General features: G+C 59.3%; 9 protein-coding genes. 1 reads left to right on the forward strand and 8 read right to left on the reverse strand.

The genetic code is table 11. From position 1 onward, the window contains the following. Window positions 1-14 precede the first annotated feature (14 nt). The 5 genes from R5R33_RS04370 to sdhC form a co-directional block, all read right to left on the reverse strand. A complete protein-coding gene (locus R5R33_RS04370) occupies window positions 15-2,840 on the reverse strand; it encodes a 2-oxoglutarate dehydrogenase E1 component (RefSeq protein WP_318954827.1) in 2,826 nt (941 codons plus the stop codon). Between the two features lie 192 nt (window positions 2,841-3,032). Further along, window positions 3,033-3,737 (reverse strand): succinate dehydrogenase iron-sulfur subunit, encoded by a 705-nt coding sequence (locus R5R33_RS04375; protein ID WP_318954828.1) that lies wholly within the window; start codon window positions 3,735-3,737, stop codon window positions 3,033-3,035. A gap of 18 nt (window positions 3,738-3,755) precedes the next feature. Further along, a complete protein-coding gene (sdhA, locus tag R5R33_RS04380) occupies window positions 3,756-5,528 on the reverse strand; it encodes a succinate dehydrogenase flavoprotein subunit (RefSeq protein WP_318954829.1) in 1,773 nt (590 codons plus the stop codon). A gap of 3 nt (window positions 5,529-5,531) precedes the next feature. Continuing rightward, a complete protein-coding gene (gene sdhD / locus R5R33_RS04385; protein WP_226705010.1) occupies window positions 5,532-5,900 on the reverse strand; it encodes a succinate dehydrogenase, hydrophobic membrane anchor protein in 369 nt (122 codons plus the stop codon). Further along, entirely contained in the window at window positions 5,894-6,268 is a 375-nt protein-coding gene (gene sdhC / locus R5R33_RS04390) for a succinate dehydrogenase, cytochrome b556 subunit (protein ID WP_318954830.1), read from the reverse strand. Before sdhC ends, sdhD begins: the two co-directional genes overlap by 7 nt. 657 nt (window positions 6,269-6,925) lie before the next feature. Between sdhC and gltA the strand changes: the two genes are divergently transcribed. Further along, on the forward strand, window positions 6,926-8,215 hold the full coding sequence (gene gltA / locus R5R33_RS04395) for a citrate synthase (protein WP_318954831.1): 1,290 nt from the start codon (window positions 6,926-6,928) through the stop codon (window positions 8,213-8,215). Window positions 8,216-8,353: 138 nt separating this feature from the next. On the opposite strand, the gene R5R33_RS04400 is transcribed toward gltA, so the two are convergent. The 3 genes from R5R33_RS04400 to R5R33_RS04410 all read right to left on the reverse strand — a co-directional run bounded on the left by R5R33_RS04400 (window position 8,354) and on the right by R5R33_RS04410 (window position 17,096). Continuing rightward, the gene (locus tag R5R33_RS04400) at window positions 8,354-12,124 is read right to left on the reverse strand and encodes a S8 family serine peptidase (RefSeq protein WP_318954832.1); all 3,771 of its coding nucleotides are present in this window, start codon (window positions 12,122-12,124) and stop codon (window positions 8,354-8,356) included. Window positions 12,125-12,530: 406 nt separating this feature from the next. Further along, window positions 12,531-14,132, reverse strand: a complete 1,602-nt coding sequence (locus R5R33_RS04405) for a glycosyl hydrolase family 18 protein (RefSeq protein ID WP_318954833.1) — start codon at window positions 14,130-14,132, stop codon at window positions 12,531-12,533. Window positions 14,133-14,225: 93 nt separating this feature from the next. Further along, a complete protein-coding gene (locus R5R33_RS04410; RefSeq protein ID WP_318954834.1) occupies window positions 14,226-17,096 on the reverse strand; it encodes a glycosyl hydrolase family 18 protein in 2,871 nt (956 codons plus the stop codon). Window positions 17,097-17,639: the final 543 nt, after the last annotated feature.

The following is a 17,639-nucleotide window of genomic DNA, read 5'->3' on the forward strand; positions in this document are numbered from 1 at the left end:
GTTGTACTGCTGCCTTAGATGACAGTCAGCGCCTCGTTGATGAACTTGTTCTGTTCTTCCAGGTGCGTGGACATGTAGCCCGCCGCCGGTGCGGCAGATGCCGCGCGACCGACGTATTCCAGTTCCAGCTTCGGATGCGCCTCTTTCAACAGGCGACGCAGGTGATGCTGGCTGGAGTACCAGGCGCCCTGGTTCATCGGTTCTTCCTGACACCAGGCCACACTCTCGATGTTCTTGAATGCGGACACAGCGGCCAGGAATTCGTCGTCCGGGAACGGGTACAGCTGTTCGATACGAACGAATGCCACGTCCTCCTGCTCGCGCTCCATGCGCGCTTCCAGCAGATGGTAGTAAACCTTGCCGGAACAAAGGATCAGTCGTTTCACCTTGGCGGGATCGACACCCTGATCCTGGATCACATTGTGGAACTTGCCGTTGGCCAGCTCGTCCAGGGTGGAGGTAGCCAGCTTGTGACGCAGAATCCACTTCGGGCTCATGATCACCAGCGGGCGGCGCATCGGGCGGATTGCCTGACGACGCAGCAGGTGGAAAATCTGCGCCGGAGTGGTGGCGTTACACACCTGGATATTGTGCTCGGCACACAGCTGCATGAAGCGCTCGAGACGCGCGGAGGAGTGCTCCGGGCCCTGGCCTTCATAGCCGTGCGGCAGCAGCATCACCAGGCCGCACATACGGCCCCACTTGTGCTCACCGGAAGTGATGAACTGGTCGATCACCACCTGGGCACCGTTGGCGAAGTCGCCGAACTGGGCTTCCCACACCACCAGGGATTTCGGGGTGGTGGTGGCGTAGCCGTATTCGAACGCCAGAACCGCTTCCTCGGACAGCAGCGAGTCGTACATATCGAAACGCGGCTGGCCCTCGAACATGTGCTTCAGCGGGGTGTAGCTCTGGCCGTCTTTCTGGCTGTGCAGCACTGCGTGGCGGTGGGAGAAGGTACCGCGACCAACGTCTTCACCGGTGAAGCGGATCATGTAGCCCTGCTCCAGCAGCGTGCCGTACGCCAGGGTCTCTGCCATGCCCCAGTTGAGTTCCAGACCACCACCGGCCATCTTGCGACGGTCTTCGTAGATCTTGGCCACCTGGCGCTGCATCACGATGCCGTCCGGCACCGTGGTCATACGGCTGGCCACATCTTTCAGCTTGGTCAGCGGGAAGCTGGTGTCGCCTTCCACGGTCCACTCGTGGTTCAGGTACGGAGACCAGTCCACGAACATGGAGGAATCCGGTTCTTTCACGAGGCCGGTGGCCACGTCTTCGCCGCGGTCCAGCTTATCGCGGTATTCATTTGCCAGCGCGTCCGCCGCGTCCTTGTCCAGGATTGCTTCCGCCACCAGCTTTTCCGCGTACAGGGTACGGGTGGACTTCTGCTTGCGGATCGCCTGGTACATCAGCGGCTGGGTGCCGGAGGGGTCGTCGGTCTCGTTGTGGCCGCGACGGCGGTAGCACACGAGGTCGATGACGATGTCTTTCTTGAATTCGTAGCGGTAATCGACCGCCAGCAGACCGGCCAGCACCACCGCTTCCGGATCGTCGCCGTTCACGTGCAGTACCGGGGCGTCGATCATCTTCGCCACATCGGTACAGTACTCGGTGGAGCGGGCGTCTTCGCGCTTGCTGGTGGTGAAGCCCACCTGGTTGTTGAGCACCAGGTGAATGGAACCGCCGGTGTAGTAACCGCGGGTCTGGGACATCTGCAGGGTTTCCTGCACTACGCCCTGACCAGCGAACGCCGCATCACCGTGGATGTTGATCGGCATCACCTTCTCGCCGGTGGCATCGCCGCGGCGGTCCTGACGAGCGCGCACGGAGCCCACCACTACCGGCGCACAGATTTCCAGGTGCGAGGGGTTGAAGGCCAGCGCCAGGTGCACTTCGCCACCGGGGGTCATCACGTTGGAAGAGAAGCCCTGGTGGTACTTAACGTCACCGGAGGTGTCGAGGGTTCTCTTGCCTTCGAACTCTTCGAACAGGTCCGCCGGGTTTTTACCCAGGATGTTGACCAGGGTGTTCAGACGGCCGCGGTGGGCCATACCGATCACCACTTCCTTCACACCGTAGGTACCGGAGCGACGGATCAGCGCGTCCATCAGCGGAATCAGGCTCTCACCACCTTCCACACCGAAGCGCTTGGTACCCGGATATTTGGAGTCCAGGTGACGCTCGAGACCTTCCGCGGCAGACAGGCGCTGCAGAATCTCGACGCGGATGTCGTTGCCGAAGCTGGGTTTGGACTGGCTGCGCTCGAGGCGCTGCTGGAACCACTGCTGCTCGTCCAGGTTGGACAGGTGCATGATCTCCGCACCTAGGGTGCCGCAGTAGGTTTTCTCCAGGCCTTGAACGATTTCGCGCAGGGTGGCTTCTTCCTTGCCGAAGAACAGGTCGCCGGTCTGGAAGGTGGTATCGAAATCGCCCTCGGTGAGGCCGTGGTAATTCAGTTGCAGATCCGGCACCTGCTCGCGCGCCATCAAGCCCAGCGGGTCGAGGGTGGCCTTCTTGTGGCCGCGGTGGCGGTAGGAGTTGATCAGCTGCAGAACTTTGATCTGCTTGCGCTCGTGCTCAATATTCACTGAGCCGGCGCCGGGGGCGGACAGCGGGCGGGTACGGTGTTTCGCCAACAGCTCGAAATGCTGACGAATGGCAGCATGCGAGACATCGCCACCATTTACGCGCGGCAGGCTGTCAAAGTAACTGCGCCATTCTTCCGGTACACCACTGGGGTCGTGCAGATAGGTCTCGTACAGGTCTTCCACGTATCCGGCGTTACCACCGGAGATGTGCGAAGTCCGCCAGAGCTCCTCCATAGTGCTTTCGTGCATTAATGCCTACCTCAATTGACGACGCGCACCCTTGAAATTCCGCGCCGCTCTTTCCTGTCTTTTCACTCACAAAAGGGGAGGCGCTGATAAGACACCTCCCCTTTTTCGTATAGGCCTGACACCTGCGCTGCTGTCGGCCTAATTGTGATTATTTTTGGTGGGTAACCCACACCCCCGTAAACGGGGCATTCGCTATACGGCGCGGGTTATCAGCATATTGCGGATGTGGCCGATGGCCCGAGTGGGGTTCAGACCCTTCGGACACACGTTCACACAGTTCTGGATACCGTGGCAGCGGAACACGCTGAAGGGATCATCCAGTTTGCCGAGGCGCTCGTCGGTCGCGGTATCGCGGCTGTCCGCCAGGAAGCGGTAAGCCTGCAGCAGGCCCGCGGGGCCGATGAACTTGTCGGGATTCCACCAGAAAGACGGACACGCAGTGGAACAGCAGGCGCAGAGAATACACTCGTACAGGCCATCCAGCTTTTCACGCTCTTCCGGTGTCTGCAGGCGCTCGATGGCCGGAGCCGGGGAGCTGTTCTGCAGGTAAGGTTCGATCTTCTTGTACTGGGTGTAGAACTGCTCCATATCCACCACCAGGTCGCGGATCACCGGCAGGCCGGGCAGCGGACGCAGTACCAGCTTGCCCTTGGGGGCAGCCTGGGAGATCGGCATGACACAGGCAAGGCCATTCTTGCCGGAAATATTCATACCGTCGGAACCACACACACCCTCACGGCAGGAGCGACGGAATGCCAGCGACGGATCCTGGGCCTTCAACAGCTCCAGTACGTCCAGCACCATCAGGTCCTTGCCCTGAGTGTCCAGTTCGTAATCCTGCATGTAGGGTGCAGAATCGGTTTCCGGGTTGTAACGGTAGATGCTTACTTTCAACATTTTCTTTCCGCTCCCGAATTAATAGGTACGCGCTTTCGGCTCGAAAGCTGGCACGGTGTTGGGCGCAAAGTTAACCGCACGCTTGCCCACACGCTTCTCCGCCGGGAAGAACATGGAGTGGCACAGCCAGTTTTCGTCGTCGCGCTCCTGGAAGTCTTCGCGGGCGTGGGCGCCGCGGCTCTCGGTGCGGACTTCCGCAGCGATCGCGGTGGCTTCTGCCACTTCCAGCAGGTTTTGCAACTCCAGCGCTTCGATACGCGCGGTGTTGAACGCGCGGGACTTGTCGTCCAGGCGCACGTTGGCGATGCGCTCGCGCAGGTTTTCCAGTTTCTTCACGCCCTCGGCCATGTAATCGCCGCGACGGAATACACCGAAGTGGTTCTGCATCACGTTCTGCAGCTCGGTGCGCAGATCAGCCGCTTTCTCACCGTTGTTGGTGGTTTCCAGACGGTTGAGGCGAGACATCGCCGCTTCGATATCGGAATCGCTCGCTTCGCGGGCTTCGATACCTTCGCGCAGGGCCTTCTCGATGAACAGGCCGGAAGCGCGACCGAACACCACCAGGTCCAGCAGGGAGTTGCCGCCCAGGCGGTTGGCGCCGTGTACGGATACACACGCAACTTCACCACAGGCGAAGAGGCCTTCAACGACCTGGTCGTTACCGGAGGCGTCCTGGGTCAGGGCCTGGCCGTGAATGTTGGTCGGGATACCGCCCATCATGTAGTGACAGGTCGGAACAACCGGGATCGGCGCCTTGACCGGGTCCACGTGGGCAAAGGTCTTGGCCAGTTCACAGATGCCCGGCAGGCGGCTGTGCAACAGTTCTTCTCCCAGGTGATCCAGCTTCAGGAACACGTGGTCGGCATTCGGACCGGCACCGCGGCCGTCGAGGATTTCCAGCACCATGGAGCGGGCAACCACGTCGCGGGACGCCAGGTCTTTGGCGTTGGGCGCGTAGCGCTCCATGAAACGCTCGCCGTCCTTGTTGATCAGGTAGCCGCCTTCACCGCGACAACCTTCGGTGACCAGTACCCCGGCACCGGCGATACCGGTGGGGTGGAACTGCCACATTTCAATATCCTGCACCGGCACACCCGCGCGCAGGGCCATGCCCACGCCGTCACCGGTGTTGATGTGCGCGTTGGTGGTGGACGCGAAAATACGGCCGGCGCCACCGGTAGCGAGCACGGTCGCCTTGGATTTGATGAATACCACTTCGCCATCTTCAATACAGATGGCGATAACACCCACAACCGCGCCGTCCTGGTTCTTCACCAGGTCTACCGCGAACCACTCGTTCAGGAAAACGGTATTGTGCTTGACGTTGTTCTGATACAGGGTGTGCAGCAGGGCGTGACCGGTACGGTCCGCTGCCGCGCAGGTGCGCGCAGCCTGGCCGCCGCGGCCGTAGTCCTTGGACTGGCCACCGAACGGACGCTGGTAGATGCGGCCTTCTTTGGTACGGGAGAACGGCAGACCCATGTGCTCCAGTTCGAACACGGCTTCCGGGCCTACAGAACACATGTACTCGATCGCGTCCTGGTCACCGATATAGTCGGAGCCCTTGACGGTGTCGTACATGTGCCAGCGCCAATCGTCGTTGGGGTCATCGCTGGCAATCGCACAGGTGATACCGCCCTGGGCAGATACCGTGTGCGAACGGGTCGGGAATACTTTGGTGATCACCGCAGTCTTGAAACCGGACTGGGCCATCTGCAGCGCAGCGCGCATACCCGCGCCGCCGCCGCCAACTACGATACCGTCAAAGGTAATTGTTCGCATATTCGACATGTCTTACACACCCCACAGAATTTCAATGCCCCACACCGCGTAGAACACGGCTACAGCGCCCAACAGCACCTCTACCAGAATGCGCAGTACGGTAGCTTTGCCACCCATCATGCGGTTGGTGAGGTAGTCGGTTACCACGGACCAGAGACCGATCCAGGCGTGAGCAATTGTGGAGATCAGAGCGACCAGGCTGAAAACGCGGACCCAGCGCTGCTCGAACAGAGCAGACCAGCTGGCGTAGCCGAAATCTTTGGAGAGAAAAATGAACCCAACAATAAAGAGGGTATAAGCCACCAGCACTACGGCACTGATGCGCTGAATGAACCAGTCGTACAGACCGCTACGACCGAAACCTGTAACTGCCTTTACCATATCAGGACCCCCGCCAGCAGAATGAGCACAACAGAAAGTACCAGCACGATGATCGCACCGCGGCGGCCACCCTCCAGGCTCTCACCAATGCCCATATCCATGATCAGGTGACGCACACCGGCGATCAGGTGATAAATGAGTGCAGCGAGTGAAGCCCACAGAACGAGCTTTGCCGGAACACTGGTAAAAAACTCTGCTACTTTGTGGAAACCCTGCTCAGATTCCAGACTGGAGTCCAGCATGCACAGAAGAAGTGCAACCACAGCGAAGAGCACCACACCGGAAACACGGTGCAGAATAGAAACCAACGCTGGTGCAGGGAGCTTGATAGTAGAAATGTCTAAATTGACAGGTCTGTTTTTTTTCACAGGAAAAACACCTTGTTGCCCTGAAAGACGGGGCGCCCGTTAATTTTGTGTGGCTCGGGCGAGCTTGCTGATCACTCGTTACACAACCCGTAGAGATCTTGTACAAAGTGGCCTTACCACGGCGCAAGCCGCGCGGATTATAGGCATTCAAAATTCAAAACACAACGAACCACGGCCCCTTGGGGACGGCTTTATAACAGTAGCAATCCGCGCCACACCACCGACCAAGGTATGAATCGCCTATTTCATCCTCCCGGTGGCCGAGCCGAATTTACACGCCATAACCCCAGCCCCTACAGGCAAATTCCCTGCCACCTGGGCAGAGTACAACAGATCCTGCGGCGTGCGATGCGACCAGTCCATCCGATTTGGTTTGACAATTTCAGGCGCGGCACTTAAGTTTGGCCGCGCTCAAAAGCCCGCTAGCCCCATATCCGCGTCCGGATGCCGCCAAAGAAGGCCCTCCGAGCCCGCAGAATCCGGCACTTTCCGGGTTTTGCCTGTGCACAGACAACGCTGTGATACGCCTTGCCATAAAAAGGTGATCACAGATGAGCGCGGAGCGCGCCCCTCCCGGGCCGTTAAATCCCTGAAGCAATTCAGTGATTTGTGTGGAAATAAAAAAGCTGGCAACAGAATAGTTTTTAGGAGTCCACAATGTCCGACAAGAAAGCTCAACTCACGGTCGACGGTATCGACGCCTCTCTCGACCTGCCGGTCTATTCCGGTACCGTCGGTCCCGACGTTGTCGATATCAGCAGCCTGGCAAGCAAAGGTCTGTTTACGTTCGACCCGGGCTTTATGTCCACTGCCTCCTGCGAGTCCAAGATCACCTATATCGACGGCGCCAAGGGTGTACTGCTGCACCGCGGCTACCCCATCGAGCAGCTGGCGGAAAAATCCGACTACCTGGAAACCTGCTACCTGCTGATGAACGGTGAACTGCCCACCGTCGAGCAGAAGAAGGAATACGTCAGCGGCATCATGAACCACACCATGGTCCATGAATCCCTGGTCAACTTCTTCAAGGGCTTCCGTTACGACGCCCACCCGATGGCCATGATGTGTGGCGTTGTCGGCGCCCTCGCCTCTTTCTACCACGACTCCCTCGACATCACCGACCCCGAACACCGCAAGATCTCCGCTGACCGCCTGATCGCCAAGATGCCGACCCTGGCCGCCATGTGCTACAAGCACAGCAAGGGCCAGCCGTTCATGTATCCGGACAACAGCCTCAGCTACTCCGAGAACTTCCTGCACATGATGTTCGGCACCCCTTGTGAGCCTAGCAAGATCGACCCGATTGTGGCCAAGGCCATGGACGTGATCTTCCTGCTGCACGCGGACCACGAGCAGAATGCTTCTACCTCCACCGTGCGTCTGGCCGGCTCCTCCGGCGCCAACCCCTTCGCCTGTATCTCCTCCGGTATCGCTACCCTGTGGGGACCGGCGCACGGCGGTGCCAACGAAGCGGTTCTGAACATGCTGGAAGAGATCGGTGACGAGAGCCGTATCGACGAATACGTCGCCAAGGCCAAGGACAAGAACGATCCGTTCCGCCTGATGGGCTTCGGCCACCGCGTATACAAGAACTTCGACCCGCGCTCCCGCGTCATGCAGGGCATCTGCGACGAAGTACTGGGCGCCATGGGTGCCGAGAACGATCCGCTGCTGCGCATCGCCAAGAAGCTCGAGAAGATCGCTCTGGAAGACGAGTACTTCGTTGAGAAGAAACTCTACCCGAACGTGGACTTCTACTCCGGCATCATCATGAAGGCCATCGGTATCCCCACCGACATGTTCACCGTGATTTTCGCCACCGGCCGCACCGCGGGCTGGATCGCGCACTGGAACGAGATGATCTCCAACCCGTACAAGATCGGCCGTCCGCGTCAGCTGTACACCGGCTACCCCTCGCGCGACTACGTTGCTCCCCAAGACCGTTAATTCGGACTCTGCCAGAGCACAAAAAAACCCGGCACTCGCCGGGTTTTTTTGTGCCTCAATTTTCTGCCGGCGTAAAAAAAACCGCTAACAGCCGGGCTGCTAGCGGTTTTTAATCATGTGCTCGTTACGGGTTACCCGTTACCGAAGCATGTAGGTACGCATGGTGACCTGCTCGGTGTGACTGCCCTCGCTGCCGGTCATGCTGACCCGCAGGTGCACAAACTCGCCGGCTTCGGCGTCATTGGGGACAGTTGCCACCCACTCGCCGCCCACCTGCTTGATCTCCGCATCCACCCAGTTGCTGGATGAGAACTTGTCGCTAACCGGGCAGTAGACATAGGCGGGAACATCGCTCAGCACACATTCCTGCCCGTAACCGTACTGCAGGGAAACGGAAGCCAGATCGACTTCGCCGAGTCTGTCCATCACCGCCGACAGCTTGATCTCCATCGGCTCGCCGGCCGGCGCAGAGTTCATGGTGTCCACCGGAAGGTCGACTACCGGCACCAGGATTGGCTGTGCCCCCTGCTTAGCGCTGTCAGTAGCGAAGCTGTATTTGCCCTGATAGAAGGAGCCGAGCTTATCCTTGACCGGGGAACGCTCGCCGACACCGCGCGGGTAGTAACGGATCTCCAGCCCGATTTCGGTGGCAGCGTCCGGAACCGTGAGGATGCCACCATCGAGGTACTGGGACTGCCCATTGACGGTAATACCATAGGCACCCATCCCGTTATATCCACCGGTTGCATCGTGGCCAGACGCATCACCGAATGCGGGGATGCTGAATTGCAGCGTGTTGGTGGAGCGGTAGGCAATCGGGGAGCCGCTGGTCAGCAGGGTACCGCCACGCGGTCCCTTGAACCAGCTGGTGCGCTCCTCGCCACCCGCGGTCATCAGGCGCGGGCCATCGAAGTAGCCACCGTTAGTGCTGAGTTGCTGATGCGGCATGACAATATTTGTCCAGGCATTTTTGCTGGTCGCGGTGTAGAACTCCTCACGCTCCACCGGAGCCATGATCATCTGCGGGCTGCCGGTAGAGTAAAACTCACCGGTGCTGTTGGTCATGCCCATCACGTCGGTCCACACCGGCGCTTCACTGCCTTGCGCGTGATAACTGGCGGTGATTTTGTACATCTGGTCTTCGTGGATACGCACCAGCCCGCCATCAATATGACCATCGGTGATGTGATTGATGGAGTAGGCGTAGGGCGTACGCTCTGCCGCAATACCGGACCAGCTGACACGGTTGTTCCCAGCCTCCACTTCCGCGTGAAGACGCGCGCCCTGCTCGGCGCTCAGCATCACCACCGGGATTTTCGGAGTACCGGAAATGCTGGTTTTATAGCGTCCACTGGTGCCCGGGCGATAGCCAATCACACCGATAGCGCCGTATTTCATGGCGTTTGCCACCATGTACGAGGTCAGGTAATAGGGGTTGGAAATCAACGCGATTTTTCCGTCCAGATCAAACTGCGTCCAATCGGTGGTGTAACCCGCGTCACCCACCGGAACGAGTTCCGCACTGCCTTCACCGTGGAAGCCGAGCGCCAGCCCCTGGTTTACATAATCCAGCACTTCACCGTTTTGCATTTTCATTACGGTTTCCGGCGCGATGGCACGGGTGGTAACGAAGGAGCGGAAGCGGTCGTCGTGACCCTGGGACCAGGAATAGAAGTCCTTGACGTAATCCGGGGCCAGCTCGATCGCCGCCAGCTTGGCCTGCTTGGCATCGTCCAGTGCGTAGGTGAAACCGAAGGAATAGCCCTGTGGTGCCAGTGGTTTGTCGGCTTTGAATTCCACTTTTTCCGCAGTGCGAGCGTCGAAGTCGATATGGGAATCGCTCGCTACCTTGCGGCGCAGCACGGCCATCTGCGCGGCGGATTCCACCAGGCCACCGAAGGCGCTATCGGTGTCGTAGGTCATGATATTGGCAACGATGCTGTAATCGCCTTCCGGCACATTAACGCTCGCAATACCGTTGTTAATCGCAACGTACTGGCCCCAGTCATCCTCCTCGTTCATCAGATAGATTTTAGACGGAGAGGTTGCGGGTTTACCGCGGTGATCGGTAACGCTAAAGCTCAGCTTGACCTTGGGCTGGTCAATCCAGAACGAAACCGGCACGGTAATACGTTCGTCGCTGTTACCGGTGTCGGTGCCAACAATGCGACCGGTGATCGCACCGTAGGCGCCACTGCGCAGCCCCACCTCCGGATCTACCCATACCGGAACCTGAACAGAACTGTTGGCAGGCACGGTAATGGATTTCACCCCCAGGCCCGCCAGGGTTGCGGGCAGTTCGGTGGAACCGTCCTCACCGATCAGGTCCAGCTTCAGCTTGTAGGTGCGGGCCTTGTCACTGAGGTTTTCCAGGGTCACCGAGGTCTCGGTGAATTTGTAATTCGGCGCACCGCTGAAAAAGCCGAGTTCGGCATTGGGCTCTGCCACCACCGCCTGTACCACGGCTTCATTGACGTCCATGGGACCTGCGCCCTGCTCCAGCACATGGGCATCGCTCAGAGCCACGGAAGAGGTGAGCACTTTTTTCAGCTGGCGGGGAGAGAGTTCAGGGCGCGCCTGTTTGAGAATGGCCGCACCACCGGATACGTGCGGCGCGGCCATGGAGGTGCCAGACATCGCAACGTAGCCAGACTCACCAAAACCACCGGCTGCGGCGGCAACCACTTCGACGCCCTGGGAGGCAATATCCGGTTTGGCGGAGTGACCGTCGGGAGACGGACCGCGGGAAGAGAAAACCGCAGTCTGGTTTTCGCGGTCAATGGCGGCAACGGTCAGCGCGCTGGGGGCACATCCGGGAGAGCCGACGGTTTCGCGGGTAAAACTGTTGCCCGCGGAAATTACGAACAGCGCCTTGTCACTCAGGGCCTCGACCAGCTCCACCATGGGACCGCTGCAGGTGGTCGCACTACCGCCGAGAGACATGCTCACCACATCGGCACCCTGATTTACCGCCCACAGCATGCCGTTCATGATGCCGGTGGTGGAACCGCCGCCGGTATTGCCCAGCACCTTGCCGATAATCAACTTGGTGCCCGGCGCCATGCCGGTCCAGAGCCCGTTTGACTCATGGCCGGTGCCGGCAATGGTGGTGGCAACGTGGGTGCCGTGGCCATTCAGGTCGTCCACGCCATTGCGCGCGTAAGTGAAATCCTTGGCGGCCACTACCTGGCCGGCGAGATCGGCATGCTCTACGTCGTAACCGGTATCCAGTACCGCAACCGTGACACCTTCACCGCTGAAGTTGGCTGCGTAAGTACCGCGTGCGCCGGTCAGCGGCACGGTTGGAATGAGGGCTGCGGATACGGAAGTCTTGTGCGCGTGCAGCACGGCGTCCAGCCAGACGCCTTCAACACGGCTGTCGGCGGTCAACTTCGACCAGAGTTCCGCAGCCTTGTCCTTTTCAATACCGAAGCTCGCGCTGTCGATGATTTCGATTTCACCGGTCAGGGACATACCGTCGAGCACTTCCGGCGTCGCCGCGCCGGCCAGAATTCCGTCGGTGTATTCGACGATGACCGGCAGCTTGCTGGTGGATCCGTCGTCATAGCCACTCTGGAACAGCTTGTTGATATTGAACAGCTCCAGATCCACCGCTTTTGCGTCTACCAGTGCCCGCGCCTTCGCCGGTACTACATAGACGTCGCTTCCATACTGGTAAATGCTGGTGATGGCTTCGGTACCGTCTTCCCCGAGAAGCCGGATACCCGCCAGCTCCCCGTCATTTTTGACCACGGCGGAAACTTTATCCCCGGTAATCAGGGTAAAGGTCACTTCTCCGGGCGAAGTTTCTGCACTCAGCTCCTGAGCGATACCCGGCACTGCCCCGAGACCGCCGGAAAGAGCGAGAACCGCCGCAGCGATGCGGCGCATTCCGAATACTTTCTTCATAGGGTTTCTCAAATTTATTGGATTATTTTTTTGATCACAGCCGAAAAAAACCGCGATGTCCGCGGGTTAAAGATGTGAAGTGTATTTATGGTTTTTCCGGAGCCAGGTCATGGCGGCCCCATACGGTTCAACACTCCACAAGTGTTACAAACTTGCAGTGCCCAAAACTTGGAGCCAATTCGCACTGAAGCTGGCGTTTTGTAACACTCTGTAACAGTCGGGTTTGTAGCCGTACGCAAATGGGGCAACCGCGTGCGAACTGAACAATGGCTGCACCATTTCAGTGAATCCGTATGGCGAGCGAAATTTGACGGGGAAAAATTTGGAGGGGTTAAGAAAAAAATACCGGGCAACGAATAGTCGCTGCCCGGCATTTTGTATTGCCGTTATTTGATAACGGAAAATGTTAAGGCAGGTTGTGTACGTGACTGCCGACAGGGCCCGAGAAGATGCCGCCGTCATTCATGTCCCAGTTGATGGACCAGGTCATCACACCGTTGAAGGTGGGGTAAGCCTGGCTCGGGGTCAGGGTGGCGCAGTTCAGCTGCTGGGTCAGGCAGTCCAGCGCACGGTTGATATCCGCAGTGGTGGCAAAGCCACTGCCGGCGGCTTTCGGGCCGGAAGGCAGTGCCAGGCCGACCTGATCCGGACGCAGCCCTTCAAAGAAGCCCGCGCTGCCGTAACCGAGCGGGAAGCCCTCGATCAGCATCAGCGCGGACGACACCATCATGTCCACCGAGCCCGCCGCATAGGCCGAGCCATTGTAGGGTGTGGAGAGACCGCCGTTGTTGTACAGCTGCACGTGCAGCAGATCCAGCTCATTGCGCAGCTGGTCGATCATCGGCAGGTAGGCACCCCAGATACCGGTGTAGGACACATAGCCGCCCTGCACATAGGGATGCTCCGGTGCCATGGACAGGTACATATTGGGATAGCTCTGCTTCAGCTGCTTGACCGCCGTCACCATGTTCTGGATCACCGGTGCACCGTGCATGACGCCAGCGCCGGATTCCAGGTCAATGTCGATGCCGTCAAAGCCGTACTCGTCGATGATTGCCGCTGTGCTGTTGACGAAGTTGGCCACGTTGCTGTCGGTATTCAGGGTAACGGTGCCTTTCTCACCGCCGAAAGACAGGATCACAATCTTGCCGGCGGCGCGTTTGGCGGCGACGTCGGCAATAAACTGCTGCTTGTCGAGACCCGCATCGAGAGTGAACGCAACGCTGCCGTTGCCCGCATCCTCCGCGAAGGCCACCACAATCACATCCCACACATCGGACACTTCAGCAATGCGGTACAGACCGGAACCGTTGTTGAAATTGTGCCAGTAACCCACCAGTGCGTGCTTTGGCAGCAGGCCGCTGTTACCTCCTGAAGAGCTGCCGCCAGAAGAACTGCCGGAGGAACCGCTGCCGGAAGAGGAGCCGGAAGAAGAGCTGGAACCGCTGCTGCTGGAAGAGGAGCTGGAGGAGCCGCAGTCACCTACCTGGCTCCACGCATCCTGCCAGTGGGCGCCGACGCCGGGCTCATAGGCCCAGGCGGCACTTGAAGAGCACCAGCCGGCAATATTGCACTGGAATTCCAGCCCCACATTCTGCACCTGCTGGCCGGCCGCATAGCTGGTACCGGCAACATACTGCAGTGAAGTGCAGGAACCGCCGCCGGATCCACCGCCTGAACTGGAGGAGGAAGACGAGCTGGACGAGGAGCTCGAAGAGGATGAACTGGAGGAGCTCGAGGAGGAACTGGAAGAACTGGACGAGGAGCTGGAGGAACTGCCGTCACAGGCGCCATCGTATTTCCAGTAAGCCCAGGTGCCGGAGTTGGTGGCCGGATTGTTGTTCTGGGTCCAGTAGTTGGCCGTATAGCCGTTACCCAGATGCTGAACGGCGTTGCCGCCCACATAGATCGCACTGCTCTCCCAGTTGGGGCGCGCACTGCAATCTACGGCAGCGGCCTCCATGGAAAGCAGTCCCAGGGCGACAATGCCCAACAGACTTTTTTTCATGTTGAATTCCTTTATTCGCGTTATTAGTTCGGAACAAAAAGAAAGGAAAAAGACAGAGGGCGCGATTGCGCCCTCTGTTGTTTGCATTACTGCTTAGTTGCAGGTTGCGGGTCCGATTGCCACCCACACGCTGTTCACGCCGGGCTCGTCGCCCTGGGTCCACCACTGGGCACGGTAACGCGTGCCTTCGTGGTTCACTTCGGCACCACCGCTGTAGGCAGTGCTGGTATTCCACGGGGTTTCCACGCTGCTGAACAGTTTCCAGTCGGCGGAAGTGAATCCCGGCTCCTGCTGGGTCCAGTACTTGGCTTCCCACACCAGATCCTGATGGCTCACCTTGTTGCCACCGAGATAGGTGCTGCCGGATTGCCAGGCGGGGTAGCTGCCGGCGTTCGGATCGGTGGCGCTGCACTCGTTGTCGTCCGGTACGTTGGTCACGGTAACCGGGACAGTCGCACTCGCGCTGTCGATGCCATCGCTGACGGTGACGGTCAGATCGAACACAGAGTCCGCACTCACCTGGGGGGCGGTGATGGCAATGGAGGCTCCGGTGCCTGTGGCCATGCCGGACCAGGTGTAGCTCAGCACATCGCCGTCGGCATCGGTACCGGTGGCGGCTACGGTGAAGCTTTCCCCTTCAACGACAGTGATCGCACCCGGCAGGGTCACTTCCGGCGCGGTGTTGTCGGGCAACAGGAAGATGCTGACCTGATCCGGGGTATCGTCACTCAGGGCGCCGTCGCTTACGCTCAGCTCGAACACCAGCTCTTCTTCGGCGCTCACCTGCGCGGCGGAGAAGCTCGGGTTAACCGCCGTCGCGCTGCTCAGGGTAACGGGGGTACCGCTGAGCTGGGTCCAGCTGTAGCTCAGCGAATCACCATCGGGATCGCTGGAGCCACTGCCGTTCAGGGTGACGGTAGACGGAGTTACCACCATCTGGTCGGCACCGGCATTGGCGCTGGGGGCACGGTTTTGTTGGGGGGCCACGACGGTCACTGTCACCAGGTCGGTGTCGCTGGCAAGACTTGGATCGGTGACGGTCAGCTCAAACACCAGTTCCGCATCGGCAGTAACGCTCGGCGCGGTGAAGCTGGCAGACGCGCTGGTGGCGTTCTGCAGGCTAACCGCGGGACCGGATACCTGGGTCCAGCTGTAGGTCAGCGGGTCGCCGTCTGGGTCACTGGAGGTACTGCCATTCAGGGTCACCACGGCATCGCTGTCCACGCTCTGGTCGCCACCGGCACGCGCGATCGGGGAGCGATTGCCCGGGCCGTCGCCATGGCCAAGGCTCTCGTGCATGGCGTTGAGGATGTCACCGTTGTCCGCGTCGATCTCCCAGGAGAACAGACCGGCCAGGCCTTTGGACTGCACGTAGGCGCCCTTGGCCAGTACCGAGCGGTGGTTGTCATAGGTGATCAGGTCGCCGGTATCCGGCTTGAAGATGTAGGGTGCTTCGGCAGTCGCGTCGTAGTACTCCTGCCACTGTCCGGTGGCAAGGCGCGCAACGATGTCGCGGTAGTCCACCACACCCGCTTCCCAGGTGCCGGCTACCTTGCCGGTAGCGGTGCCGGTCATATGGTCACTGCCGGTCCAGCCGGAAACACCAGTCCAGCCGCGGCCGTACATGGCGGCACCAACGACGAGTTTGCCCGGATCAACCCCGAGGCCGAGCAAATTCTGGATGCCGTTGTCGGTGGTGTAATCGGTATCCGGTCGCCATGCCGGCGCGTACAGTGCGGTCTGGTGACCAAGGACATCATTGCTCCAACCGCCGTAGAAGTCGTAGGTCATCACGAAGAAGTAGTCCATGTACTGCTGAACCGCGAGGTAGTCCACATCTTCGATCTTGTCAGAGCCGGCACCGATGGCAGAGGTCAGCTCGTACTCGCGACCGGTATCCTGCTCAACCCTGTCCAGCATCGCGCGCAGGTCGCGCATCAACAGGCGATAGGTTTCACCGTCGGTCGCAGCATCACCCAGGCTCGGGTTGGCGCCCTGGCCGCCCGGATATTCCCAGTCGATATCCACACCGTCGAAGAATTTCCAGGTGCGGATAAATTCTTCCACCGAGTCCACGAAGGTTTTGCGCTTGGCCGCATCGCCGAAGAAGTAGAAGGGATCGGACAGGGTCCAGCCGCCGATGGACGGCAGGATTTTCAGGTGCGGGTAGGCCTGCTTCAGTGCCATCAACTGGCCGAAGTTACCCTTGTAGGGATCGGAATAGGTCTGTCCGTTCTGGGATTTCTGCACTGCGGCAAATGGATCGTGCAGCGATACTTTGAAGTCTTCACGGCCGGAGCAGGAACGCTGCAGTGCGGCAAAGCTGCCTTCAATTTCTTTCAGGCTGTCATTGATACCGTCGCCACCACAGATCGGCACAAAGCCGTAAATGATGTGGGTCAGGTTGTAGGCCGGGATCATGTCCACAGAGAACTTGCGCCCGTAAACGCCCCACTCCACGAAGTAGGTACCCACCACGGAACCGCTGGTGTTGGTGTACGGCTGATTGTTTTCACCCGCAGTGAGGGTGATCGGATCCAGGTGACTGCCGTCGGTATCGGCAACCACAATGTCGACTGCAGCGGAAGTCGCGCAACCGTCGTCATTGCACAGGGCAACCTGCAGCTGGTACTGGCCACCATCGGCGACTTGCAGAGTGGCACTGCCAGTCTGGGTGGCGCCGCCGCTGATGCTCTGCTCGAGCACTACCTGGCCATTCAGCAGGTACTGGGCAGAGGTTGCGGCATCACCGGACCATTTGGACCAGGCAACCGGAACTTCCGCATAGTCGTTGATGGTGATCAGCTGCTCGTAGGCAGTGGCTGCATCGTCCACTTCGATGACGGCGAAGCTGGTTTCCATCCAGTCGATGGTGGGGGCGCCGGGTGCGGCGATGGCGGAGGAACTGGCAAGGCCGAGTGCTAACAGTGCGCGGCGCCAGTGGCTGGGTGTGAGCCCTTTCATTGATTTTCACCTTGTCGTTATCTTTTATTAATCAGGATCGATATCAATGAGGGCAGCGGAGTGTGTGTTCCGTCTTACCTCAACGGGCTTCGCTGCCCCCGATTGAACGGCATTCAGCTACATCTCCATGCCGGTACTTCTTGTCTGTTTCGTCGAACAGGTACCTCTGGTGCCCGTCTGTGGCCCGGGCCAATGACACCGCTGTCATTTTTAATAAAAATATGACAGCGGTGTCATCAGGCTTTCACGATACTCTGCCTCCGATAGCCTTGACCAGCCCCCTGAGGCAGTCTTGAGAGGTGAGTCACACAGGATGATGTGATTCTGGCGCAATAGTTTGCGTATGGCCCGGCGCTGACGCGCTTCACCAGCGCTGAATGAATTTCGCAGCCCCAAAAGAAAAGCGGCCGATAAATATCGACCGCTCGCCCCTTTTACCCAATCAAGCTGACTGAAACTTCCCGCTTTTTCACTCGCTGAAGTCAACACTCCGACCAGTGGTCACCCGCTGTGGGCCTATTTACGGGCATGTCCAGCCTCCGT

The organism is Microbulbifer pacificus, from assembly GCF_033723955.1.
Lineage (GTDB): Bacteria > Pseudomonadota > Gammaproteobacteria > Pseudomonadales > Cellvibrionaceae > Microbulbifer > Microbulbifer pacificus.